Origin of the sequence: Serratia sp. PAMC26656 (assembly GCF_016469055.2) — a bacterium.
GTDB lineage: Bacteria > Pseudomonadota > Gammaproteobacteria > Enterobacterales > Enterobacteriaceae > Serratia > Serratia plymuthica.
Window position 1 is genome coordinate 1,113,366 of record NZ_CP150486.1, and the last position, 23,500, is coordinate 1,136,865.

At 54.4% G+C, this 23,500-nt stretch carries 20 protein-coding genes; 7 read left to right on the top strand and 13 right to left on the bottom strand.

Annotated elements, in window-relative coordinates:
- From dxs to xseB, 3 genes are read right to left on the bottom strand one after another with little or no spacing between them, the layout of a single operon-like run.
- Positions 1–1,866 carry a 1-deoxy-D-xylulose-5-phosphate synthase gene (dxs, locus tag JEM67_RS05825; protein WP_199636574.1) on the bottom strand — a complete coding sequence of 622 codons (1,866 nt, stop codon included), beginning with the start codon at positions 1,864–1,866 and terminating at the stop codon, positions 1–3.
- A 34-nt stretch (positions 1,867–1,900) separates the two neighbouring features.
- The gene (gene ispA, locus JEM67_RS05830; RefSeq protein WP_199636573.1) at positions 1,901–2,821 is read right to left on the bottom strand and encodes a (2E,6E)-farnesyl diphosphate synthase; all 921 of its coding nucleotides are present in this window, start codon (positions 2,819–2,821) and stop codon (positions 1,901–1,903) included.
- Positions 2,822–2,826: 5 nt separating this feature from the next.
- Positions 2,827–3,090 carry an exodeoxyribonuclease VII small subunit gene (gene xseB / locus JEM67_RS05835; RefSeq protein WP_013811734.1) on the bottom strand — a complete coding sequence of 88 codons (264 nt, stop codon included), beginning with the start codon at positions 3,088–3,090 and terminating at the stop codon, positions 2,827–2,829.
- 232 nt (positions 3,091–3,322) lie between these two features.
- Here xseB and thiI point away from each other — a divergent pair, with 232 nt between their 5' ends.
- The gene (gene thiI, locus JEM67_RS05840; RefSeq protein ID WP_199636572.1) at positions 3,323–4,771 is read left to right on the top strand and encodes a tRNA uracil 4-sulfurtransferase ThiI; all 1,449 of its coding nucleotides are present in this window, start codon (positions 3,323–3,325) and stop codon (positions 4,769–4,771) included.
- A gap of 77 nt (positions 4,772–4,848) precedes the next feature.
- On the opposite strand, the gene yajL is transcribed toward thiI, so the two are convergent.
- The gene (gene yajL / locus JEM67_RS05845; RefSeq protein WP_199636571.1) at positions 4,849–5,439 is read right to left on the bottom strand and encodes a protein deglycase YajL; all 591 of its coding nucleotides are present in this window, start codon (positions 5,437–5,439) and stop codon (positions 4,849–4,851) included.
- Positions 5,402–6,313 carry a 2-dehydropantoate 2-reductase gene (gene panE / locus JEM67_RS05850; protein ID WP_199636570.1) on the bottom strand — a complete coding sequence of 304 codons (912 nt, stop codon included), beginning with the start codon at positions 6,311–6,313 and terminating at the stop codon, positions 5,402–5,404. Before panE ends, yajL begins: the two co-directional genes overlap by 38 nt.
- Positions 6,314–6,495: 182 nt before the next feature.
- Here panE and JEM67_RS05855 point away from each other — a divergent pair, with 182 nt between their 5' ends.
- Positions 6,496–6,987: a YajQ family cyclic di-GMP-binding protein gene (locus tag JEM67_RS05855; protein WP_199636569.1), complete on the top strand. Its 492-nt coding sequence runs from the start codon at positions 6,496–6,498 to the stop codon at positions 6,985–6,987.
- Between the two features lie 47 nt (positions 6,988–7,034).
- Here JEM67_RS05855 and JEM67_RS05860 read toward each other — a convergent pair whose 3' ends face one another.
- The 8 genes from JEM67_RS05860 to JEM67_RS05895 all read right to left on the bottom strand — a co-directional run bounded on the left by JEM67_RS05860 (position 7,035) and on the right by JEM67_RS05895 (position 15,945).
- The gene (locus JEM67_RS05860; protein ID WP_013811738.1) at positions 7,035–8,399 is read right to left on the bottom strand and encodes an MFS transporter; all 1,365 of its coding nucleotides are present in this window, start codon (positions 8,397–8,399) and stop codon (positions 7,035–7,037) included.
- A gap of 198 nt (positions 8,400–8,597) precedes the next feature.
- Entirely contained in the window at positions 8,598–9,488 is an 891-nt protein-coding gene (cyoE, locus tag JEM67_RS05865; protein WP_004949283.1) for a heme o synthase, read from the bottom strand.
- 18 nt (positions 9,489–9,506) lie between these two features.
- On the bottom strand, positions 9,507–9,845 hold the full coding sequence (locus JEM67_RS05870; protein ID WP_004949284.1) for a cytochrome o ubiquinol oxidase subunit IV: 339 nt from the start codon (positions 9,843–9,845) through the stop codon (positions 9,507–9,509).
- Complete coding sequence (locus JEM67_RS05875; protein ID WP_013811739.1) at positions 9,842–10,459, bottom strand: cytochrome o ubiquinol oxidase subunit III; 618 nt, start codon at positions 10,457–10,459, stop codon at positions 9,842–9,844. Before JEM67_RS05875 ends, JEM67_RS05870 begins: the two co-directional genes overlap by 4 nt.
- On the bottom strand, positions 10,449–12,440 hold the full coding sequence (gene cyoB, locus JEM67_RS05880; protein WP_199636568.1) for a cytochrome o ubiquinol oxidase subunit I: 1,992 nt from the start codon (positions 12,438–12,440) through the stop codon (positions 10,449–10,451). The genes JEM67_RS05875 and cyoB overlap by 11 nt, the downstream gene beginning before the upstream one ends.
- A gap of 4 nt (positions 12,441–12,444) precedes the next feature.
- Positions 12,445–13,392, bottom strand: a complete 948-nt coding sequence (gene cyoA / locus JEM67_RS05885; RefSeq protein ID WP_004949290.1) for a cytochrome o ubiquinol oxidase subunit II — start codon at positions 13,390–13,392, stop codon at positions 12,445–12,447.
- A 442-nt stretch (positions 13,393–13,834) separates the two neighbouring features.
- Complete coding sequence (gene ampG / locus JEM67_RS05890) at positions 13,835–15,313, bottom strand: muropeptide MFS transporter AmpG (RefSeq protein ID WP_199636567.1); 1,479 nt, start codon at positions 15,311–15,313, stop codon at positions 13,835–13,837.
- Between the two features lie 53 nt (positions 15,314–15,366).
- The gene (locus JEM67_RS05895; protein WP_006323933.1) at positions 15,367–15,945 is read right to left on the bottom strand and encodes a lipoprotein; all 579 of its coding nucleotides are present in this window, start codon (positions 15,943–15,945) and stop codon (positions 15,367–15,369) included.
- 365 nt (positions 15,946–16,310) lie between these two features.
- Here JEM67_RS05895 and bolA point away from each other — a divergent pair, with 365 nt between their 5' ends.
- From bolA to lon, 5 genes are all read left to right on the top strand, one after another.
- Positions 16,311–16,625: a transcriptional regulator BolA gene (gene bolA, locus JEM67_RS05900; RefSeq protein WP_004940361.1), complete on the top strand. Its 315-nt coding sequence runs from the start codon at positions 16,311–16,313 to the stop codon at positions 16,623–16,625.
- Between the two features lie 366 nt (positions 16,626–16,991).
- Entirely contained in the window at positions 16,992–18,296 is a 1,305-nt protein-coding gene (gene tig / locus JEM67_RS05905) for a trigger factor (protein WP_013811742.1), read from the top strand.
- Between the two features lie 438 nt (positions 18,297–18,734).
- Positions 18,735–19,358, top strand: a complete 624-nt coding sequence (gene clpP, locus JEM67_RS05910; RefSeq protein ID WP_004949301.1) for an ATP-dependent Clp endopeptidase proteolytic subunit ClpP — start codon at positions 18,735–18,737, stop codon at positions 19,356–19,358.
- A gap of 162 nt (positions 19,359–19,520) precedes the next feature.
- On the top strand, positions 19,521–20,792 hold the full coding sequence (gene clpX / locus JEM67_RS05915; protein WP_004949303.1) for an ATP-dependent protease ATP-binding subunit ClpX: 1,272 nt from the start codon (positions 19,521–19,523) through the stop codon (positions 20,790–20,792).
- A 193-nt stretch (positions 20,793–20,985) separates the two neighbouring features.
- The gene (lon, locus tag JEM67_RS05920; protein WP_199636566.1) at positions 20,986–23,340 is read left to right on the top strand and encodes an endopeptidase La; all 2,355 of its coding nucleotides are present in this window, start codon (positions 20,986–20,988) and stop codon (positions 23,338–23,340) included.
- The last annotated feature ends 160 nt before the right edge of the window (positions 23,341–23,500 follow it).

Here is a 23,500-nt window from a genome sequence, read left to right on the forward strand (position 1 = left end):
TTATTGCGCCAGCCAGGCTTCAATTTGTCGCCGTATGCCGGCGGCGTCCAGGCCCAGATCGACGCGGACCTCTTCCTGGCTGCCTTGCGACACAAAGCTGTCCGGCAGGCCGATATTCAGTACCGGCACTGCGCGGCGTTTGGCCATCAGCAGCTCGTTCACGCCGCTGCCGGCGCCGCCCATAATGGCGTTCTCTTCCAGCGTGACCAGTACCTCGTGGCTGGCAGCCAGTTCCAGCACCAGCTGTTCGTCCAGCGGTTTCACGAAACGCATATCCACCAGCGTGGCATTGAGAGCTTCCGCCACCTGAGCCGCTTCCGGCAGCAGGGTGCCAAAGTTCAGAATCGCGACCTTTTCGCCTTCCCTGCGCACCACGCCTTTGCCGATTGGCAACGCGCCAAGCGGTTCCAGCGGCGCACCCGTGCCGTTACCACGCGGGTAGCGGACGGCGCTTGGGCCTTCGTTATAGTGATAGCCGGTGTACAGCATCTGGCGGCATTCGTTCTCATCACTTGGCGTCATGATAACCATGGTTGGGATACAGCGCATGAATGACAGATCGAACGCTCCCTGGTGAGTCTGGCCGTCGGCGCCGACGATACCGCCGCGATCGATGGCAAACATCACCGGCAGTTTTTGGATCGCCACGTCGTGGATCAGTTGATCGTAAGCGCGCTGCAGGAAGGTGGAGTAAATCGCCACCACCGGCTTGTAACCGCCAATCGCCAGACCGGCGGCAAAGGTGACCGCATGCTGTTCGGCAATGGCGACGTCGAAGTATTGCTGCGGATAGTCACGGGAGAACTGCACCATGCCGGAGCCTTCGCGCATCGCGGGGGTAATGGCCATTAGCGAGCTGTCTTTGGCGGCGGTTTCACACAGCCAGTCACCGAAGATTTTTGAATAGGACGGTTGGCCGCCGGCGCTTTTCGGCAAGGTACCGCTGGCCGGATCGAATTTCGGCACTGCGTGGAAGCTGATCGGATCTTTTTCCGCCGGCGCGTAGCCCCGGCCCTTTTTGGTCATGATGTGCAGCAACTGCGGACCTTTCAGATCACGCATGTTTTTCAGCGTGGCGACCAGCCCCTGGACATCGTGGCCGTCAACCGGGCCGATATAGTTAAAGCCCAGCTCTTCGAACAACGTGCCCGGCACCACCATGCCTTTCAGGTGTTCTTCGGTGCGTTTGACCAACTCTTTGATGGGCGGCAGGCCGGACAGCACTTTTTTGCCGCCTTCGCGCAGGGTGGAATAGAGTTTGCCTGAAAGCAGTTGCGCCAGATGATTGTTCAGCGCGCCCACGTTTTCGGAAATCGACATTTCGTTATCGTTCAGCACTACCAGCATATCCGGGTTGATGTCCCCGGCGTGGTTCATGGCTTCAAACGCCATGCCGGCGGTGATCGCGCCGTCGCCAATTACGCAGACCGTGCGGCGATTCTTGCCTTCACGCTCCGCGGCAACCGCCATGCCGAGACCGGCGCTGATCGAGGTCGACGAGTGGCCAACCGACAGCACGTCATATTCACTCTCAGCACGCCAGGGAAAAGGGTGCAGGCCATCTTTCTGGCGGATGGTGGAAATCTTGTCGCGACGGCCGGTCAGAATTTTATGCGGGTAGGCCTGGTGGCCAACGTCCCATACGAGATGATCGAACGGTGTGTGGTAAACATAGTGCAATGCCACCGTCAGTTCGACGGTACCCAGCCCGGACGCAAAGTGGCCGCTGGAGCGGCTGACGCTGTCCAGCAGGTATTGCCGCAGTTCGTCACAGAGCTTCGGCAGGCTCTCTTTTGGCAGCGAGCGGAGTTCATCGGGATTTTCCACTAGCGCCAAGGTCGGGTATTTGGCTATATCAAGACTCATTCGATACTCATATCAGAGGAGTTAACGTCACACGTTAATTGTCGCGTTCAATAATGAAGCTGGCTAACGCTCGCAATGGCGCTGTGTTATAAGATTGCGCTGCCAAAATGTCTAATGCAGCTAAAGCTTCCTGATAGAGATCCCACGCTTTTGCTTTCGCGCTGTCAAGCCCGAGCAAAGCTGGATAGGTGCTCTTTCCGTGTTGCTGGTCCGCTCCCTGGCGTTTACCGATTTTCTCGGTTTCGCCGACAACGTCCAAAATGTCATCTTGCACCTGAAACGCCAGGCCGATCGCCGCAGCGTAACGGTCAAGTTGCGGCAGCGCTGCACGACCAGGTTCACCGGCGGCCAAAGCCCCAAGGCGAACCGCCGCGCGGATTAATGCGCCGGTCTTGTGGCGGTGTATCTGTTCCAGCGCGGGCAGATCAATTTGCCGGCCTTCAGCCTCGAGATCCAACGACTGGCCGCCGCACATGCCGGCAACGCCGCTGGCAGTCGCCAGTTCGGACACCATGGCCAGCCGATCGCGCAGCGCTACGTCGGGCATGTCGGCATCGGCCAGAATGGAAAATGCCAGCGTCTGCAGCGCATCACCCGCCAGGATCGCGCTGGCTTCACCAAATTTGATATGGCAGGTAGGCTGGCCGCGACGCAGGTCGTCATCGTCCATTGCCGGTAGATCGTCGTGGATCAACGAATAGGCATGAATGCATTCTACCGCAGCGGCCGGCACATCCAAATTATTCAGTGAAACGCCAAACATCTGCCCGGTGGTATACACCAGGAACGGGCGCAGACGTTTGCCGCCCAGCAGCGCGCCGTGGCGCATGGCAGCTACCATGTTGCCTTCATTGAACGGCAGCGGCGCGATAAAATCCAGCAGCGCACGGTCGGCCCGCTGGCGAAAAGCCTGTAACTGCTCAGAAAAAGCGGTCTGTTGGGCGATCTCAGACATGACGATTACTCTGCATCCGGGGTGAAAGGCGCCAGCGCGGCGTCATCGGCGCTGTCGTTAAGTAAAATTTGCACGCGCTGCTCGGCCTGTTGCAGCTTCTGTTGGCCCTGACGCGCCAGTTGAACGCCGCGTTCGAATTCATTCAGCGCGTCTTCCAGCGGCAACTCACCCGATTCCAGACGCGTCACGATGTTTTCCAGTTCGCTGAGGGAGTGTTCAAAGCTGATGCTTTGCTCTGTACTGTCTGATTGTGCAGGTTTTTTCGGCATAATTTTCTTTTTACATCATCATGTGAACAGTAGCGCCAGAGCCTATCCTAGCGGATTTTGATTAGCAAATCATGGCGCGCATGTGTGGTTTTGTGCACCGGGCTTCACCAGATAGTGATATACTCTGCGCCGCAAATGCGATTGATAAAACATTCGGCAGTACCGTTGGTTTTATCAATCGCATATACATTGTAAATCCTTTTCCCTCGTAATTCTGACAATAAAGACCGCCATGAAGTTTATCATTAAATTGTTCCCGGAAATCACCATCAAGAGTCAATCTGTGCGCTTGCGCTTCATCAAGATTCTCTCGACCAATATCCGCAACGTCCTGAAGCAGTATGATGAAACGCTGGCGGTTGTCCGTCATTGGGATCATATCGAAGTTCGCGCCAAAGATGAAAACCAGCGGCCGGTGATTGCCGACGCGCTGACGCGAATTCCCGGCATCCACCATATTCTGGAAGTGGAAGACCGCGGCTACACCGATATCCACCATATTTTCGAGCAGACGCTGGAAGCCTACCGCGAGCAGTTGGAGGGTAAAACCTTCTGCGTGCGCGTTAAGCGCCGCGGCAAGCAAGACTTCAACTCGCAGGACGTGGAACGTTACGTTGGCGGCGGTTTGAACCAGCACATCGAAAGTGCGTGCGTTAAGCTGTCGCACCCGCAGGTGACGGTCAACCTGGAAATTGAAGACGACAAGCTGATGCTGGTAAAAGCGCGCCGCGAAGGTATCGGCGGTTACCCGGTGGGCACTCAGGAAGACGTGCTGTCGCTGATTTCCGGCGGTTTCGACTCGGGCGTTTCCAGCTACATGCTGATGCGTCGCGGTTGCCGCGTGCATTACTGTTTCTTCAATCTGGGCGGTGCGGCGCATGAGATTGGCGTCAAGCAGGTGGCGTATTATCTGTGGAACCGCTTTGCCAGCTCGCACAAGGTGCGCTTTGTTGCCATCGATTTCGAACCCGTGGTCGGCGAGATCCTGGAAAAGGTCGACGATGGCCAGATGGGTGTGGTGCTCAAACGCATGATGGTGCGCGCCGCCTCGCAAGTTGCGGAACGTTATGGCGTACAGGCGCTGGTCACCGGCGAGGCGCTGGGCCAGGTGTCTAGCCAGACGCTGACTAATCTGCGTTTGATCGACAATGCGTCCGATACCCTGATCCTGCGTCCGCTGATTTCACACGACAAAGAGCACATCATCAAAGTGGCGCGTGAGATCGGCACCGAAGACTTTGCCAAGACCATGCCGGAATACTGTGGTGTAATCTCGAAAAGCCCGACGGTAAAAGCGATCAAAGCCAAAATTGAAGAAGAGGAAAGTCACTTCGATTTTTCCATTCTCGAGCGCGTGGTGAGCGAAGCGAAGAATGTCGATATCCGTACCATCGCCGAACAGGCGCAGGAACAGGTTGCTGAAGTAGAAACCGTGGCGGCCTTTGGCGCTGACGACGTGATCCTGGATATCCGTTCTAACGACGAGCAAGAAGAGAAGCCGCTGAAGCTGGAGCAGGTTGAGGTGAAACCGCTGCCGTTCTACAAACTCAGCACGCAGTTTGGCTCCCTGGATCAGAGCAAAACTTACTTGCTGTACTGCGATCGTGGCGTGATGAGCCGCCTGCAGGCGCTGTACCTGCTGGAGCAGGGATTCACCAATGTGAAGGTTTATCGCCCTTAAATCCTCTATGCTGCGCGGGGATCCCAATAGATTTCGAGCTGTAGCCAACAAGGCTACAGCTCGAAAGATGAAGGGATTCAGTCGCGGAAATCGTACATCCCCGGAATCAGCACCAGCTGCGCTGCTATTTCCGCTGCTTTGGCCTTACCCTGCAGCAAATCAATCAACTTCAGCGCAAACTCCATCGACGTTCCCGGCCCTTGGCTGGTGAGCAGGTTGACGCGTGCGTCGTATACCACGCGCCGCTCCATCCATTTGTCTGCCGGGATCTGATCTTTCAATCCGGGGAAGCCGGTCATATTGCCGATGGGGAACAGATCGTGGTGTTGCAATACCAGGGCCGGCGCCGCACAGATGGCGGCGACGATGTTGCCCTGCAGATGCATCTGACGCACTTTCTCTACCAACAGCGGGCTGTCGCGAAAACACTCGGCGCCTTTCAGGCCGCCGGGCAGCACGATGGCATCGAAGGGATCGTCCACAATCGACACCAGCGGCGCGTCCGCCAGCAGCTTTACGCCGCGTGAACAGACGATAGTCAGGTCACCGTCGCCGGCCACGCTGGCGGTAGTGACTTTCACGCCCGCTCGTACCAGAAGATCGATGGTAGTGACGGCTTCGGTTTCTTCGCTACCAGGTGCCAGGCAGACCAGCGCCGATACGCTCATATTCATTTTCCTTTCGCTTAATCAGTTCAAACAACCGCGCGTTCTCCGGCAGAATCATGCCGTGGCTGCGCGCGCGGCGCAGCAGATAGCCGGTAATGTAGTCGATCTCGGTATGCCGCTGGGTGCGGACATCCTGCAGCATCGAAGAGATGTTGTCCGCCGTGCTCTGAATCACCTCCATCACGTACTGCCGCAGCCCTTCGCATGAGGTGTGGTAGCCTTCCATTTCCATCACGCTGGAGACTTCGCGGCACAAGGTTTCGATTTGCTCCGGGTAACGCTGGAGCTCGCCGTTACGGCAGTCATACAGCGCCGTAAGGGGGTTAATCACGCAGTTGACCGCCAGCTTGCGCCAGTTTGCTGACGCAATGTTGTTGTGCCAGGCCACATCGGGCAAAGCCTGATGCAACATTTCCGCCAGATGGCTGAGATGTATCGCCGACGGCGATGTCGGACCGATATGGGTGGTGCCGCCGGCAACATGGATAATGGTGCTGCCTTCGCGTCTTGCCGCGTGGGTCGTGGTGCCCTGCAATATAGGCTGGCTGTTTGCCGGCAGTTCATCCTGGGTGCCCATGCCGTTATGCAGCAGCAGTATGGCGCAACGCGGGTTCAGCTTGGGCAGCAGCGCGCTGACGGCGCTGGAAACCTGCCAGGCTTTCAGCGTGACCAGCAACAGTTCGCTTTGGGCCAGATGTTCGGGATCGTTGGTGGGCAAATTACGGTTGAACGAGTCGCCCTCAGGCTCAATTACGTTCACTGCGCAGAAGGGTTGCGGTACCCGCAGCCATCCTTGTACGTCGTGGCCCTGCTGATAAAGCCTGGAGAGCCACAGTTGTCCGAGCGCACCGCAACCAAGAATAGTTATTTTCATTCAGTCTCCTTGGGGTAACGGGAATACCGCTCAATTACTGTCGTATAATTATAGACTTTTCTGCTATCCGGCGAGTTATCTGCCGGTAGGTTCAGCAGATTTTGCCTGAGGCGCTAAAGCGGTTATCATGCTCGGCATCGAAATCGCCTATCGCATTAGGCTCTAATTCAGGAGGAAGAAGTATGCCATCTTTCGACATTGTTTCCGAAATTGATATGCAGGAAGTGCGTAACGCCGTTGAGAACGCCACACGCGATCTCGGCACCCGTTGGGATTTCCGCAACGTGCCGGCCAGTTTTGAGCTGAACGAAAAAGACGAAAGCATCAAAGTCGCCAGCGAATCTGATTTCCAGGTGCAACAACTGCTCGATATTCTGCGTGAGAAACTGAGCAAGCGCAGTATCGATGGCGGTGCGCTGGAGATCCCGGAGGAAATGACCCACAGCGGCAAAACCTACAGCGTGGAAGCCAAGTTGAAGCAAGGCATTGAAAGCTCGCAGGCGAAGAAAATCGTCAAGCTGATCAAAGACAGCAAGCTGAAGGTGCAGGCACAAATTCAGGGTGATGAAGTCCGCGTTACCGGCAAGTCACGCGACGATCTGCAAGGGGTGATGGCGCTGGTGCGCGGCGCCGATCTGGGGCAACCGTTCCAGTTCAAAAACTTCCGCGATTAACTTTTCTGCGACGATATGACCAAGGGCCAGCAAGCTGGCCCTTTCTATTACAGCGAATTTACCAGAGCTTCCAGTTGGCCGCGGTTGGTCTGTTTGGTATCGACCTTCACGTAGGCGCTGCGCTCTTCGGGTACTACAATCGCCTCCGCCACACCTGGCTGGGCCTTCAGACGGCTTTCCAGCGCAGAATCCTTCACTGCCAGTTCCGACAACGTAATACGCAGGCTGCTGACGTAGGGCGGCTCTTGCATGGTGCTGCTGACCAGGAACCAAACGGCGGCGATAACCGCACCGGCGATAAACACCAACCCGGCGCCCTGCAGACCATACAACAAGCCGCCCAGGCTGCCGCCAATCGCCACGCCGATAAACTGGCTGGTGGAGTAAACCCCCATAGCGGTACCTTTGTAGCCGGCCGGCGATTCTTTGCTGATCAGCGAAGGCAGAATCGCTTCCATCACGTTAAACGCCATGAAGAACAGCTGCACGCCGGCAATGATGCCCCACAGGTGGGCGCCGGATAGCCACAATAGCACTTCGGCGCAGAACAGAACCGCCACACAGCCCATAAACACCTGCTTCATGCGGCGTTTCATTTCGGCATAAATGATAAAGGGCACCACGGCGGCGAAAGAGACCAGCATGGTGACCAAATAGACGATCCAATGCTGGCTCGGCGCCAGGCCGGCTTTTTCCATCGCCAGCGGCAGCGCCACGAAGCTGGACATCAGCAGGATATGCAGACACATGATACCGAAATTCAGCTTCAGCAGACGGGAGTTGCTCAGCACCTTGCTGAAACTGCCGCTCACGATGCTCGATTCACGGTTCAGCACGTGGCTGTCTGCCGAAGGCACCACTGCCAGGGTAATCACGATACCGGCCAAGGCCAGCACGGCAATCATCCAAAATAGCGCATGCAGGCCGAAAGCGTGGGTGACGATCGGGCCGACCACCATGGCAATGGCAAAGGTGATGCCGAAGCTGACACCGATAAACGCCATCGCCTTGGTGCGGTTCTGCTCGCGGGTCAGGTCCGACAGCAACGCCATCACTGCCGCCGCGATAGCGCCGGAACCCTGCAATGCCCGGCCGAGGATGACGCCCCAAATGGAGTCTGTGACTGCGGCAATCACGCTGCCCAGCGCAAAGATCAATAGCCCGCCGACGATCAGCGGCTTGCGGCCGATGCGGTCGGAAATCAGGCCGAAGGGGATCTGAAACACCGCTTGTGCCAGGCCGTAAATGCCGATGGCGATACCGATCAGCGTTTCGCTGGCGCCGTTTAACGCCATACCGTAGGTGGTCAGAACCGGCAGCACCATAAACATGCCAAGCATGCGCAGTGAAAATACCGTTCCTAGTCCCCAGGTCGCCCGTCGTTCCTGCGGGGTCATTGCATTGTCGTTCATTAAAACCTCATTAAAAGCCATTCCAGCAGGTTATCGGCGATAACGTCTGGTGGGATAGCTTCTGAAAAGCTGCGTCATTTTAGTGTGAAGGGCAGGGGGGGTAAATCGAATGTTGTTTAACAGATATTACAGTTCGGCGGCTTTTCGGCGAGACAAATAAAATGGGCCGCTAGGCGGCCCATTCACAGACGATTTGGCTTACCAGACGTAAGTCATCAGCGTTTCTGGCGATGCCGTTGCGCTGAAGTCGATAGACATCATTACGCTCAACGAAGTGATGGCAACAATGGAGAACACAAACAGCTTGCGCGCCCAGATGCTGTCATTTTCTGTTTTGTAACCACGCAGCGCCATACCCAGCCACCATACGCTTACCGCCGCAGCGACGATCAGGTATTTGTAGCCGGCGTAGCCGCTCAGGGTCAGCATCAGCGTAGCAATCATAAACGCCAAGATGTAGACCGTGATGTGGTTCTTCGCCACGGAAATGCCTTTGACCACCGGCAGAACCGGAATGTTGGCCGCCTGGTAATCTTTAAAGCGGAAGATGGCAATCGCGTAGGAATGCGGCATCTGCCACAGGCTAAAGATAGCCAGCAGGATCAACGCACCGGCATCAAACTCGTTGGTCACCGCGCAATAACCGATAACCGGTGGCGCAGCGCCCGACAGGCTGCCGATCAGCGTGCCGTATACCGAGTGGCGTTTCATGTACAGGCTATAAACGCCGACATAAACCACGAAGCCCATCACCGCCAGCCACATGGCCAGCGGGTTGGCGCCGATATACAGCAACACAAAGCCCGCAATACCCAAAACGGTAGCATAAACCAGGGTCACACTCGGCGCGATCAGGCCTTTCACCAGCACCCGGTTCTTCGTTCTCTCCATTTTCTTGTCGATGTCGCGGTCAATGTAGTTGTTAAACACACAGCCCGAAGCGACAACCAACGAGACACCCACCAGGGTGGCGAGAAACAGGGGATAGTCGATGCTTCCTTTGGAAGCGAGCAGGAATCCCCCTACGACAGAAATTAAATTGCCGAAAATAATTCCTGGTTTAGTTACTTGCAGGTATTGCTTAATCATCACGTGCAGCTCGACTCTTTAACTGACCATCATATTGATGTTGAGGTTGTACATAATCCAGAGTGAACCCACAACAACGATACCGATGATCATAGCGGTGAACAGCAATGCCACCAGGTTCCAGCGCTCTTCCGATGAGGTATTCATGTGCAGGAAGTAAATCAGGTGAACAATCACCTGAATGACCGCCATGCCAACTACAACCGCCAGGATGGTTGAGTGAGAAGCTGTGCCGCTCATCACCATCGCAAATGGAATCACCGTCAGGATGATCGACAGGATAAAGCCGATCAGATATGACTTAACGCTACCGTGGCTTGCGCCGCCGTGAGAAGTTTCATGGGATGAATGGCTCATGACATAACCCCCAGCAGGTAAACAACGGTAAATACGCAGATCCAGACCACGTCGAGGAAGTGCCAGAACAGGCTCAGACACATCAGACGGGTTTTGTTGGTTGAAGTCAGGCCGCGCTTGCTCACCTGAATCATCATAATGACGATCCAAACCAGACCGGTAGACACGTGCAGACCGTGAGTAGCAACCAGTGCGAAGAAGCCGGACAGGAATGCACTGCGATCCGGACCGAAGCCTTCGGCGATCAAATGATGGAACTCATAGATCTCCATCGCTACAAAGCCCAGACCGAACAGGAAGGTCAGGAACAGCCAGGTATTAACGCTGCCAACCTTGCCTTTGTTCATGCCGATCATCGCCATACCGTAGGTGATGGAGCTGAACAACAGCAGGAAGGTTTCAACCAGGACAAACTTCAGATCGAAGATGTCTTTGCCAGAGGGACCGCCGGCGGTCCCGTTCACCAGTACTGCATAAGTCGCGAACAAGCTCGCAAACAAAATACAGTCGCTCATCAGGTAGATCCAAAATCCGAAGACTTTGGTCTCGCCTGCGTCATGGTGCCCATGTTCTGCATGGGCTGCGTTATGGTTAGTCAGAGTATCAGTTGACATGTTTCACGCCTGCTTTGCTGATTTGTTCATAGTGTTGGTTCTCAATGCGCTCGATTTCATCAACCTGCACATAGTAATCAACATCTTCATCGAAGCTCTTGGCAATCCAGGTCACGATCATACCTACGAAGGCAGCGATCGCCATCCACCAGATGTCCCAGATCATCGCGAAACCAAATACCAGGCTGAAGCCAGCAATAATCACACCGGCACCGGTATTTTTCGGCATATGAATCGGCTCGTACTTAGCCGGTTTCTTATAGGCTTCGCCTTTTTCTTTCATGTCCCAGAATTCATCACGGTCGTGAATCTGCGGCACTACGGCAAAGTTATAGAATGGCGGTGGAGACGAGGTAGACCACTCCAACGTACGAGCACCCCATGGGTCACCGGTCAGATCGCGGTTCTGCTCGCGGTCACGTACGCTGACGAAGATCTGGATCAGTTGGCACAGAATACCGCAGGCAATCAGAGCTGCACCACCGGCCGCTACCAGCAGCAGTGGGTGGAACTCAGGGTTGATGTTCTGGCTGATACGACGGGTCATACCCATAAAGCCCAGAGCATACAGCGGCATAAAGGCCACGAAGAAACCGATGATCCAGAACCAGAACGCACGGATACCCCATTTTTCGTTCAGCGTGAAGCCGAAGGATTTAGGGAACCAGTAAGTCAAGCCAGCGAAGCAACCGAACACCACACCACCGATGATAACGTTATGGAAGTGGGCAATCAGGAACAGACTGTTGTGCAGCACGAAGTTCGCGCCCGGAACTGCCAGCAGCACGCCGGTCATCCCACCCACGGAGAAGGTGATGATGAAGCCGATGGTCCACAGCATTGCCGAGTTGAGCTGAATGCGGCCCTGGTACATGGTGAACAGCCAGTTGAAGATTTTCACCCCGGTAGGGATGGAAATGATCATGGTGGCGATACCGAAGAAGGCGTTGACGTTCGCGCCAGACCCCATGGTAAAGAAGTGGTGCAGCCATACGATGAACGACAGAACGGTAATCGCGATGGTTGCCCATACCAGTGAGGTATAGCCGAACAGGCGTTTTCTGGAGAAGGTTGCGGTCACTTCGGAGAACACACCGAACACCGGCAGAACCAGAATATACACCTCTGGGTGACCCCAGGCCCAAATCAGGTTGATGTACATCATCATGTTGCCGCCCATATCATTGGTAAAGAAATGGGTGCCCAGATAGCGATCCAGGGTCAGCAACGCGATGGTGACGGTCAGAATTGGGAAAGAAACGATGATCAGGACGTTAGTACACAGTGCCGCCCAGGTGAACACCGGCATCTTCATCAGAGGCATGCCAGGAGCACGCATCTTCATGATGGTGGCGAAGAAGTTCACACCGGTCAACAGGGTACCCAGACCGGAAATCTGCAGACTCCAGATCCAGTAATCGACCCCTACGCCAGGACTGTATTCCTTGCCCGACAGCGGCGGATAAGCCAGCCAACCGGTCTGCGCGAACTCACCAACCCCCAGAGAGATGTTGATCAGCACTACGCCCACCACGAAGAACCAGAAGCTCAGGGAGTTCAGGAACGGGAAGGCAACGTCACGGGCGCCGATTTGCAACGGAACCACGACGTTCATCAGACCCACCACGAAAGGCATCGCCATGAAGAAGATCATGATTACGCCGTGAGCGGTAAAGATTTGGTCGTAGTGGTGCGGCGGCAGGAACCCGGCCTCGCCGGCGGACGCAAGCGCCTGCTGGCTACGCATCATGATGGCATCGGCGAAACCACGCAGCAGCATAACCATTGCCACGATGATGTACATGATACCAATTTTTTTGTGATCGACTGAAGTCAGCCAATCGCTCCACAGCCACTTCCATTTGCCGAAATAGGTTATGAGAGCTAGCAGAGCCAGGCCCCCAATAACAATCGCAGCAACGGTGATCATGATGATCGGTTCGTGGTACGGAACCGCATCAAGTGTTAATTTTCCCAACATCAGATTATTCCTCGGCTCCGGCGTGAGCATGCTCACTCATGTCCATACCCTGGCTCATGTCCATGCCTTCATGCGCAGTAGCGCCTTTGTGCATGTTCATGTCACCCATGAATTTGCCAATAGTTTCTTTGAACAAATTCGGTTTGACACTGGAGAAGTACTCGACCGGGTTGTTTTCACTCGGCTCTGCCAGTTTGTTAAAGTCGCTGGTGGCGTTAAGGTTATTCGACGATGCTTTCACCTTGGCAACCCACTGATCGAAGTCGCCTTCGGTTGGGGTGACAATAGCGGTGAATTTCATGCCGGAGAACCCGCGACCGCTGAAGCTACTGGAAATACCGTCGTATTTGCCTGCTTCGTTGCCGATCAGGTGCAGTTTGGTCTGCATCCCGGCCATCGCATAAATCTGCCCACCTAACTGAGGAATAAAGAACGAGTTCATTACCGAGTTAGAGGTGATCTTGAATTCGACTGGAACATCTTTCGGGAAAGCCAATTCATTAACGGTTGCGATGCCTTGTTCTGGATAGATAAACAACCATTTCCAGTCGAGCGACACCACTTCGATCGTCATCGGCTTCTTGTCAGTGACAATTGGCTTGAACGGATCAAGTTCGTGGGTAGTCTTCCAGGTAATGGTGCCAAGGATGGCGATGATAATGATAGGAATGGTCCAGACGACCGCTTCGATCTTGTTGGAATGTGACCAGTTCGGACTGTACTTGGCGTCTTTGTTGGAAGCACGGTACTTCCAGGCAAAAGCGAACGCCATAAAGATAACCGGTATCACCACGATCAACATCAGCGCGATTGCAGTGATAATCAGTGTCCGTTGCTCAACACCAATTGCTCCTTTGGGGTTCATCAATACCATATTGCAACCACTGAGCATTACAGTAGATGCAATTAATGACATCATCCCAATACTTTTATTGTATTTCTTAAGTCTCATCTAACGACCTCAATTACAAAGGCTCTATTGTCGTTTCATGTGTGCGGGCATTTTACGGGAAGGTTGCAGTACTGTAAACATGCTTAAGGGAGTGTCAGCGCCTTGTTGACACTTTCTGTTAAGGGGGTCACAGATGTAACCTTGCGTGACAATTTACCAATGGCAACAACGCGTTGGCGAGCTGAATCGTGCCGGGCAAGCTCTATGTTAAGGAAAACTAACGGTATGCTGATTTTGGCACATTAACCTGCCGTATTTTAAATACGAAGGAAAGGTTTATATAATGTAAAATAATTGTTTATTTAAAGTGACGGTAATTTTATTTCCGAGCGTTTCGCTCGGATAAAAAAATAATTTTAACGGCAATTATGTTTTTTTAAGAAAAATAAACTCATCACGTTGATGCATTTTTGCCGACCGGTGCTATGACCGGCCGGCAATATCAGGCCAGCTTGGTGCGGCGCAGCGCCAGGTAGTCGAGCAGGCTGCCCATCGCGATGCCCGCCAGGCTCAGTGCAGCGCCAGTTTGCAGCAGGGGGTCAGCCAGGTTCGGCAAGGCACTCCAGTCGAGCGCGTTGGTAATCAACAGAATCAGCCAGACTCCCAGCAGCGAGCAGCCCAACGTCAGCAGACGCAGCGCCCAACGGTAAAGTTGACGGAACTCGGTACGCGGTATGAAATTGTCGGTACGCTGGGTATATTCCAGCGTTTGGCGGCACAGGCGCAACAGCAGCAGGCCTGGCAGGGCGGCTGCGATCGAGAATAAATAAAACAGCGGCCAGCCGTGTGCCTCAACGAACCAACCGGCAATCGGGCCAACATAGACGCGGCCGACGGCGGACAGAGCCGACAACAGGGCGAACTGGGTGGCGGAAAACGACTTGTTGCACAACGTCATCAGCAGTGCGACGAAGGCCGCAGTGCCCATGCCGCCGCACAGATTTTCCAGGAAGATGGCGCTGCCCATCGTCATGATGTTCTTGTCGGTGACCGCCAGGATCCAGTAACCGAGATTGGAAACCGCCTGGAGAATGCCGAACAGCATCAGGGCGCGGAACAGACTAAGGCGTTGCATCAGCACGCCGCCAAACAGCGCGCCGACGATGGTGGCGAACAGACCGAGAGTCTTGTTTACCAGCCCGACCTCCCCGGCGTCAAAGCCCACACCGCGGATCAGGAACGTAGTGCTCAGGCTGCCGGCAAAGGCGTCGCCCATCTTGTACATGACTATCAGCAATAAAATCAGCCAGGCATTGTTCCGTGCAAAGAAATCGCGCAGCGGGGCAACGACCGCCTGCTCCATAGAGCGCGGTGCCGGAATGCCATCGTCCGGCTCGGGTGCCAGCAGGGTGGCGACGATGCCAATCAGCATCAGCCCGGCCATCAGCCAATAGGTTGATTGCCAACCGAAATAGCGATCCGCCAGCCACAGCGCCAAGCCGCCGGAAACCAGCATCGCCAGCCGGTAGCCGAGAACGGAGATCGCCGCCCCCGCGCCGCGTTCTTCGGCGCTTAGCAGGTCGGTTTTATACGCATCAAAAACAATATCCTGCGAGGCAGAACAGAACGCCACCAGCACCGCCAATGCCGCCAGCCACCACAGATGTTGTGCCGGCTGCATGAAGCCCATGGCCACAATCGACACGACCAACAGCAACTGACTGATCAGCAGCCAACCACGACGCCGCCCAAGGAATGGCGGGGTGTAGCGGTCCATAAAGGGCGACCACAGAAATTTGAATACATAGGCTTGACCGACCAGTGAAAAAATACCGATGGTTTTCAGATCGATGTTTTCGACGGTCATCCAGGCTTGCAGCGTGCCGGAGGTCAGCGCCAGCGGCAAACCCGAGGCAAAGCCCAGCAGCAGGAGAATGGCGGAGTTACGCTGGGTGAAGATATTCAGATACTGTTTCGACATGAGTTCCCTGTCTGTGCCGCCCGATGGCTCAGGCGGCACAAAGTATTCGCGGATTAACGCGCGTTCTGCTTGATGAAGTCGTTGACGCTGGTGTCTTGCGCCATATCGGCAATAACGTCGCCCAATACGGTGTTAACCGCGTTGGTGATTTTCTCGTTGGTCGCAGTGAAAGCACCCTGCACGTTATAAGTGGAGCGGTAGTTTTTCACCTGCTTGTTGCCGTTTTTCGCTTGAGCGGTGATCGAAATATCGGCCTTGGTGGTGATGTTATAACGCAGGTTACCTTCGGATACGTCCGCATACAGGTTGTTCACCACGATTTGCAGATCAACCGCACCATCGGCGCCGATCATGTAACCGCGCGCGCCCATTTGTTTCTCCAGCACTTCTTGCAGCAGGAAGCGTAGATCGCGCGATGGCGTAAGGGTAACAAGCTGGCCGTCGCGGTTCACTTTCGCCAGCGCCTGGTCCTGGCGCTGATCTGCACCGTTAATGCTGACAGTTACGCCCTGCAGCGTTGGATCCTGCTGCGGCAGTACGATCTTGGGCGTGACGTTCAGGGTGTTGCTGCTGGTAGCACAGCCGGCCAGCATCAGAGCGGCCAACAGTGGAAGGCAAAGTTTTTTTAACATAGTTACTGTCTCATTCTCGATGGATTTTAAGCCGACTCAAACTGCTGCTGATAGAGAGGCCGGTTTGAGTAAACTTTCTGTAATAATCAGAGCGGGATAGCCAACAACGAATTGTCGACATCATAGCATCGCCGCCGGCCGGGGGAAGTGCAGAACGCACCGGAGTGACAAATTTTTACCTGCCGTTGATAAAAACATGCTTTTTTGACCATCTCAATCAGATAAACCTCAAGCGATAGCGGATGTTGGCGATTTTTGGCGGGTGGCGAAGAGAAATTTACGTGATGAATAGTCTAAAAGGGGCGAAACCGGCTAATATTGAAATAGATGGGTACGGTCCTCTGCCGGTGTAGTAAGGAGATCCTATGATTCGCGAGCAAATAGAAGCAAAGTTAAGGGCGGCATTTGAGCCCGCGTATCTGGAAGTCGTTGATGAAAGCTATCGTCATAACGTTCCGGCGGGTTCAGAAAGCCATTTTAAGGTGGTGTTGGTCAGCGATCGCTTTGTCGGAGAACGTTTCCTGACGCGTCACCGTTCGATTTACGGCGTGCTGTCGGAGGAGTTGGCCGATGGCGTACACGCCTTGGCGTTACATACTTACACGCTGAAAGAGTGGGAAGGGCTGCAGGATACTGTGCCGGCTTCCCCACCTTGTCGCGGGGCCGGCACGTTGGCCTGACGGGTAAATTTGCAGTATCAGTGGAACTTTAACCACGATTTAGGGTATTACTACTGACGAATTTTGGGACGGCCTGCGGGCCGTTTCTGTTTTTGACGACGACACAGCCGATGCGCAATGCAGTTAAGGCCAGGTCGGTTTCGGCGGTCTTTTGGCGATCAAATCGGCAAAAGTGTGAGTTTTAACGCGCCGGCGCCGCCTTGCTTTCCTCGACTCGCTTCGCTTGCGCCGCTATAATGTCGCGTCTTATTTTTCCGGAATGGTTTCGGGACGCTTCAGTCATCAGGGAATTCGGTTCTGTAATGTAGCCGTCCTGGTTCTTGGAACGGAGTTGACCGAGCACTGTGATTTTTTTGAGGTAACAAGATGCAAGTTTCTGTAGAAACCACTCAAGGCCTTGGGCGCCGTCTCTCTATTACTGTACCCGCTGATACTATTAATCAGGCTGTTAAAAAAGAGCTGATCAAGGCAGCGAAAAGCGTTCGTATCGACGGTTTCCGTAAAGGCCATGTGCCGATGAACATCGTTGAGCAGCGCTATGGCGCTTCCGTTCGCCAGGACGTGCTGGGCGAAGCGATGCAGCGCAGCTTTGTTGACGCGATCATCAAAGAAAAGATTAACCCGGCTGGCGCACCAAACTACGTGCCGGGCGAGTATAAAGAAGGTGAAGACTTCACTTTCGCGGTTGAATTCGAAGTGTATCCTGAAGTTGAGCTGAAAGGCCTGGATGCCATCGAAGTTGAGAAGCCAGTGGTTGACGTTAACGATGCTGACGTTGACACCATGCTGGACACTCTGCGCAAGCAGCAGGCGACCTGGAAAGACAGCGATCGTGCAGCGCAGGCTGAAGACCGCGTAACCGTTGACTTCACCGGTTCTATCGACGGTGAAGAGTTCGAAGGTGGTAAAGCCTCTGACTTCGTACTGGCCATGGGCCAGGGCCGCATGATCCCAGGCTTCGAAGAAGGTCTGGTTGGTCATAAAGCCGGTGAAGAATTCACCATCGACGTTAACTTCCCGGAAGATTATCACGCTGAAAACCTGAAGGGCAAAGCGGCTAAATTCGTTATCGTTCTGAAGAAAGTTGAAGAGCGTGAACTGCCAGAGCTGACTGAAGAATTCATCAAGCGTTTCGGCGTGGCTGATGGTTCTATTGAAGGCCTGCGTGCTGAAGTGCGTAAAAACATGGAGCGCGAGCTGAAAGGCGCAGTGCGTAACCGTATCAAGACTCAGGCAATCGACGGCCTGGTCAGCGCTAACGACATTGACGTTCCTGCTGCGCTGATCGACGGCGAAGTTGACGTTCTGCGTCGTCAGGCTGCACAACGTTTCGGCGGCAACGAGAAGCAAGCGCTGGAACTGCCACGTGAACTGTTCGAAGAGCAGGCAAAACGTCGCGTTGTTGTTGGCCTGCTGCTGGGCGAAGTGATCAGTACTCACGATCTGAAAGCTGACGAAGATCGCGTCAAGACCCTGATCGAAGAAATGGCCTCCGCTTACGAAGATCCAAGTGAAGTTGTTGAGTTCTACAGCAAAAACAAAGAGCTGATGAACAATATGCGCAACGTTGCTCTGGAAGAACAAGCGGTTGAAGCTCTGCTGGCGAAAGCGAAAGTGACTGAGAAAGCCACTACGTTCAGCGAGCTGATGAACCAGACTCAACAGGCGTAATGTCTGTACGCAGGGGCGCAACCTGTTGCGCCCTCAGGGCTGGCATGCCGGTTCCTGCGTGATAAAAAGCCCGTAACTTCGGTTGCGGGCTTTTCTTTTTGCCACGTTGCTGATTAATCTCAGGTTAAGCGTGCCAATATGCACTATATTTACCCTGTTGCGCTTGGGGCAGTCTGGCATTATGGTCATTACCGTTAGCCCGACGCATCGGTCAGGCCGGTAAAAATACTGCGCCGGGCTTGAAATTCTGCCAATGGCCCCAATCTGTAAAATGTATATATATGTGCTGTTTGCCAGAGTGCGCGGGATGATTATAACCGTCGGGTACGTGTGGCGCGGTCGAATGCTTGAGCATAGTCATCATGACCGTTCTCAAGTAGAATCGGTGCAATAGGGTGTAACCCTGGCCGCCAAGGCAATTTCTATTAGGAGACGGTAATGTCATACAGTGGCGAACGAGATCAATTTGCACCTAACATGGCCCTGGTGCCGATGGTGGTAGAGCAGACTTCACGCGGGGAGCGTTCTTACGACATCTATTCCCGCCTGCTGAAAGAGCGCATTATTTTCCTGACCGGCCAGGTAGAAGATCACATGGCCAACCTGATTGTGGCGCAGATGCTGTTCCTGGAAGCGGAAAGCCCGGAAAAAGACATTTACCTCTACATCAACTCTCCGGGTGGTGTGATCACCGCAGGCATGTCAATCTATGACACCATGAAGTTCATCAAGCCGGACGTCAGCACCATTTGTATGGGCCAGGCGTGCTCGATGGGCTCTTTCCTGCTGACTGCAGGTGCGAAGGGCAAGCGTTTCTGTCTGCCGAACTCACGCGTGATGATTCACCAGCCGTTGGGCGGCTATCAGGGTCAGGCGACGGATATCGAAATCCATGCGCGTGAAATCCTGAAGGTGAAGGCGCGCATGAACGAGTTGATGGCGGAACATACCGGCCAGACGCTGGAGCAGATCGAACGCGATACCGAGCGCGATCGCTTTATGACCGCGGAAGAAGCAGTAGAATACGGTCTGGTTGACGGCATTCTGACGCACCGCAGCTAGAACCACGCGGCTGGCGAGGTATATGTGCGAGCCGATAGACTATAGTAATCAGAGTGGGCGCGGCTCGCTCTGATGAGCATTATCGGCGTTCCCGGTATGAGTTTTGGGCGCACTGCCGCCGTGATTTTCCTGCGGGAAAAAGACTAAAGAAGAGGTTTACTGATGACAGATAAGCGCAAAGACGGTTCAGGAAAGCTGCTGTATTGCTCTTTCTGCGGCAAAAGCCAGCATGAAGTGCGTAAGCTGATTGCCGGTCCGTCAGTGTATATCTGCGATGAATGTGTTGACCTGTGTAACGACATTATTCGCGAAGAGATTAAAGAAGTTTCCCCGCATCGTGAGCGTAGCGCGCTGCCGACGCCGCATGAGATCCGACACCACCTGGATGACTATGTCATCGGTCAGGAACAGGCGAAGAAAGTGCTCGCGGTAGCGGTATACAACCACTACAAACGCCTGCGCAACGGCGATAGCAGCAACGGTATCGAGTTGGGGAAAAGCAACATTCTGCTGATTGGCCCGACCGGTAGCGGTAAAACCCTGCTGGCGGAAACGCTGGCGCGTTTCCTGGATGTGCCTTTCACCATGGCCGATGCCACCACGCTGACCGAAGCCGGTTATGTGGGCGAGGACGTGGAGAATATTATCCAGAAGCTGTTGCAGAAGTGTGACTACGACGTGCAAAAAGCGCAGCGCGGTATTGTCTATATCGATGAAATCGATAAGATTTCCCGTAAGTCAGACAACCCGTCCATTACCCGTGACGTGTCGGGCGAGGGCGTGCAGCAAGCGCTGTTGAAACTGATCGAAGGCACCATCGCCGCCGTTCCGCCACAGGGTGGCCGCAAGCATCCGCAGCAGGAATTCCTGCAGGTTGACACCTCGAAAATCCTGTTTATCTGTGGCGGCGCCTTTGCCGGTCTGGATAAAGTGATCGGCCAGCGCGTCAATACCGGTTCCGGTATCGGCTTCGGTGCGACCGTGAAGGGCGAGTCCGAGAAAGCGACCGAAGGTGAACTGTTGCTGCAGGCCGAACCGGAAGATTTGATCAAGTTTGGCCTGATCCCTGAGTTCATCGGTCGTCTGCCAGTGGTCGCGACGCTGAGCGAACTGAGCGAAGATGCGTTGATTCAGATCCTGAAAGAGCCGAAAAATGCCCTGACCAAACAGTATCAGGCATTGTTCAATCTGGAAGGTGTGGAGCTGGAGTTCCGTGATGAAGCGCTGAACGCTATCGCCAAGAAGGCCATGACGCGTAAAACCGGTGCGCGCGGCTTGCGCTCTATCGTTGAAGGTGCGTTGCTGGACACCATGTACGACCTGCCGTCAATGGACAGCGTCGATAAAGTGGTGATCGACGAATCGGTCATCGCTGGCCAGTCCAAACCTCTGTTGATTTACGGCAAACCGGAAGCACAGGCTTCAGGCGAATAATTAGCCAGTCAAACCAGAAAGTTAATACCAAAATGGGGGATTTTATCCCCCATTTCTTTTTCCTGCGTTCTGGCCGTTGAATGTCAGAGATTCATCCCCATATACTCATTAACCAGATTTTATGAAACGTTTGATGCTTGCGTCTCATGAGATTCCCCTCAACCTGGCGGAAACTAAACTAAGAGAGAGCTCTATGAACCCTGAGCGTTCCGAACGCATTGAAATCCCCGTCTTGCCTTTGCGCGACGTGGTGGTTTATCCGCACATGGTGATCCCGTTATTTGTTGGCCGGGAAAAATCAATTCGGTGCCTCGAAGCAGCAATGGATCATGATAAAAAGATCATGCTGGTGGCACAGAAAGAGGCCTCAACGGATGAACCTGGCATTAACGATTTGTTCTCTGTCGGCACAGTCGCTTCTATCTTGCAGATGCTGAAACTGCCAGACGGCACGGTAAAAGTGCTGGTGGAAGGCTTGCAGCGGGCACGTATTACTACGCTTTCCGATAGCGGAGAGCATTTTGCCGCCCAGGCAGAATATCTTGAATCACCGACGATCGACGAGCGTGAACAAGAAGTCCTGGTGCGCACGGCAATTAATCAGTTTGAAGGCTACATCAAACTGAACAAGAAAATTCCACCGGAGGTGCTGACGTCATTGAACAGCATCGACGACGCTGCACGCCTGGCGGATACCATCGCCGCGCACATGCCGCTGAAACTCAGCGACAAGCAGTCGGTACTCGAGATGTTCGACATCACCGAGCGTTTGGAATATCTGATGGCGATGATGGAATCGGAAATCGACTTGCTGCAGGTTGAGAAACGTATCCGTAACCGTGTCAAGAAACAGATGGAAAAAAGCCAGCGCGAGTACTATCTGAATGAGCAAATGAAAGCGATTCAGAAAGAACTGGGCGAGATGGACGACGCGCCGGACGAGCACGAAGCGCTGAAGCGCAAGATCGAAGCGGCTAAAATGCCGAAAGACGCACGTGAAAAAACCGAAGCGGAACTGCAAAAGCTGAAAATGATGTCACCGATGTCTGCGGAAGCGACGGTGGTGCGCGGTTACATCGATTGGATGCTGCAGGTACCCTGGAATGCGCGCAGCAAGGTGAAAAAGGACCTGATCAAGGCGCAGGAAGTGCTCGATATCGATCACTACGGCCTGGAACGCGTCAAAGACCGCATTCTTGAGTATCTCGCAGTACAGAGCCGCGTCAGCAAAATCAAAGGGCCTATCCTGTGCCTGGTAGGGCCTCCGGGCGTGGGTAAAACCTCGCTTGGCCAGTCGATCGCCAAAGCGACCGGCCGCCAGTACGTGCGTATGGCGCTGGGCGGCGTGCGTGACGAAGCGGAAATCCGCGGTCACCGCCGTACCTATATCGGTTCGATGCCGGGCAAGCTGATCCAGAAAATGGCCAAGGTTGGGGTGAAAAACCCACTGTTCCTGTTGGACGAGATCGACAAGATGTCTTCCGACATGCGTGGCGATCCTGCGTCTGCATTGCTTGAGGTGCTGGATCCGGAACAGAACGTGGCGTTTAACGATCATTATCTGGAAGTGGATTACGATCTGTCCGACGTGATGTTCGTCGCCACCTCGAACTCGATGAACATTCCTGCGCCGCTGCTGGACCGTATGGAAGTTATCCGCCTGTCTGGATACACCGAGGACGAGAAGCTCAACATCGCCAAGCAGCACCTGTTGCCGAAGCAACTTGAGCGTAACGCCCTGAAAAAAGGTGAGCTGACGGTCGACGACAGCGCCATCACCGGCATTATCCGCTATTACACCCGCGAAGCCGGGGTGCGTAGCCTGGAGCGTGAAATCTCCAAACTGTGCCGTAAAGCGGTGAAAACGCTGCTGATGGACAAAAAGATCAAGCATATCGAGATCAACGGCGACAACCTGAAAGATTACCTGGGCGTGCAGCGCGTTGACTACGGCCGTGCGGACACCGAAAACCGCGTGGGCCAGGTCACCGGTCTGGCATGGACAGAAGTGGGCGGCGATCTGCTGACCATTGAAACCGCTTGTGTGCCGGGCAAAGGCAAGCTGACTTACACCGGTTCTTTGGGTGAAGTTATGCAGGAATCGATTCAGGCGGCACTGACCGTGGTCCGCGCGCGCGCGGACAAGCTGGGCATCAACGCTGATTTTTACGAGAAGCGTGACATCCACGTGCATGTGCCGGAAGGTGCGACGCCGAAAGATGGCCCAAGCGCCGGTATTGCCATGTGCACTGCGTTGGTTTCCTGCCTGACGGGCAACCCGGTTCGCGCCGACGTGGCGATGACCGGCGAGATCACGCTGCGTGGCCTGGTATTGCCGATTGGCGGTCTGAAAGAAAAACTGCTGGCGGCGCACCGCGGCGGTATCAAAACCGTGCTGATCCCGTATGAGAACAAGCGCGATCTGGAAGAGATCCCAGATAATGTCATCGCCGATCTGGATATTCATCCGGTGCAGCGAATTGATGAAGTTTTGAACCTTGCGTTGCAAAACCCGGCGTTCGGCGCACTGCCGGTAGCGGCAAAATAGTGACGAATAGCAAAAACCATTGATAAAACTTATGCTGGCAAGTCATTTCGGACTTGCCAGTCTTTTTTTGTACCGCTAAGTTAGACAGCTGTCGGCCCGCGTTTTGCCACGCTTTCGGTGGCTTGCCAAGGTTCGATGGGATTGATATAACAGCTGCGCT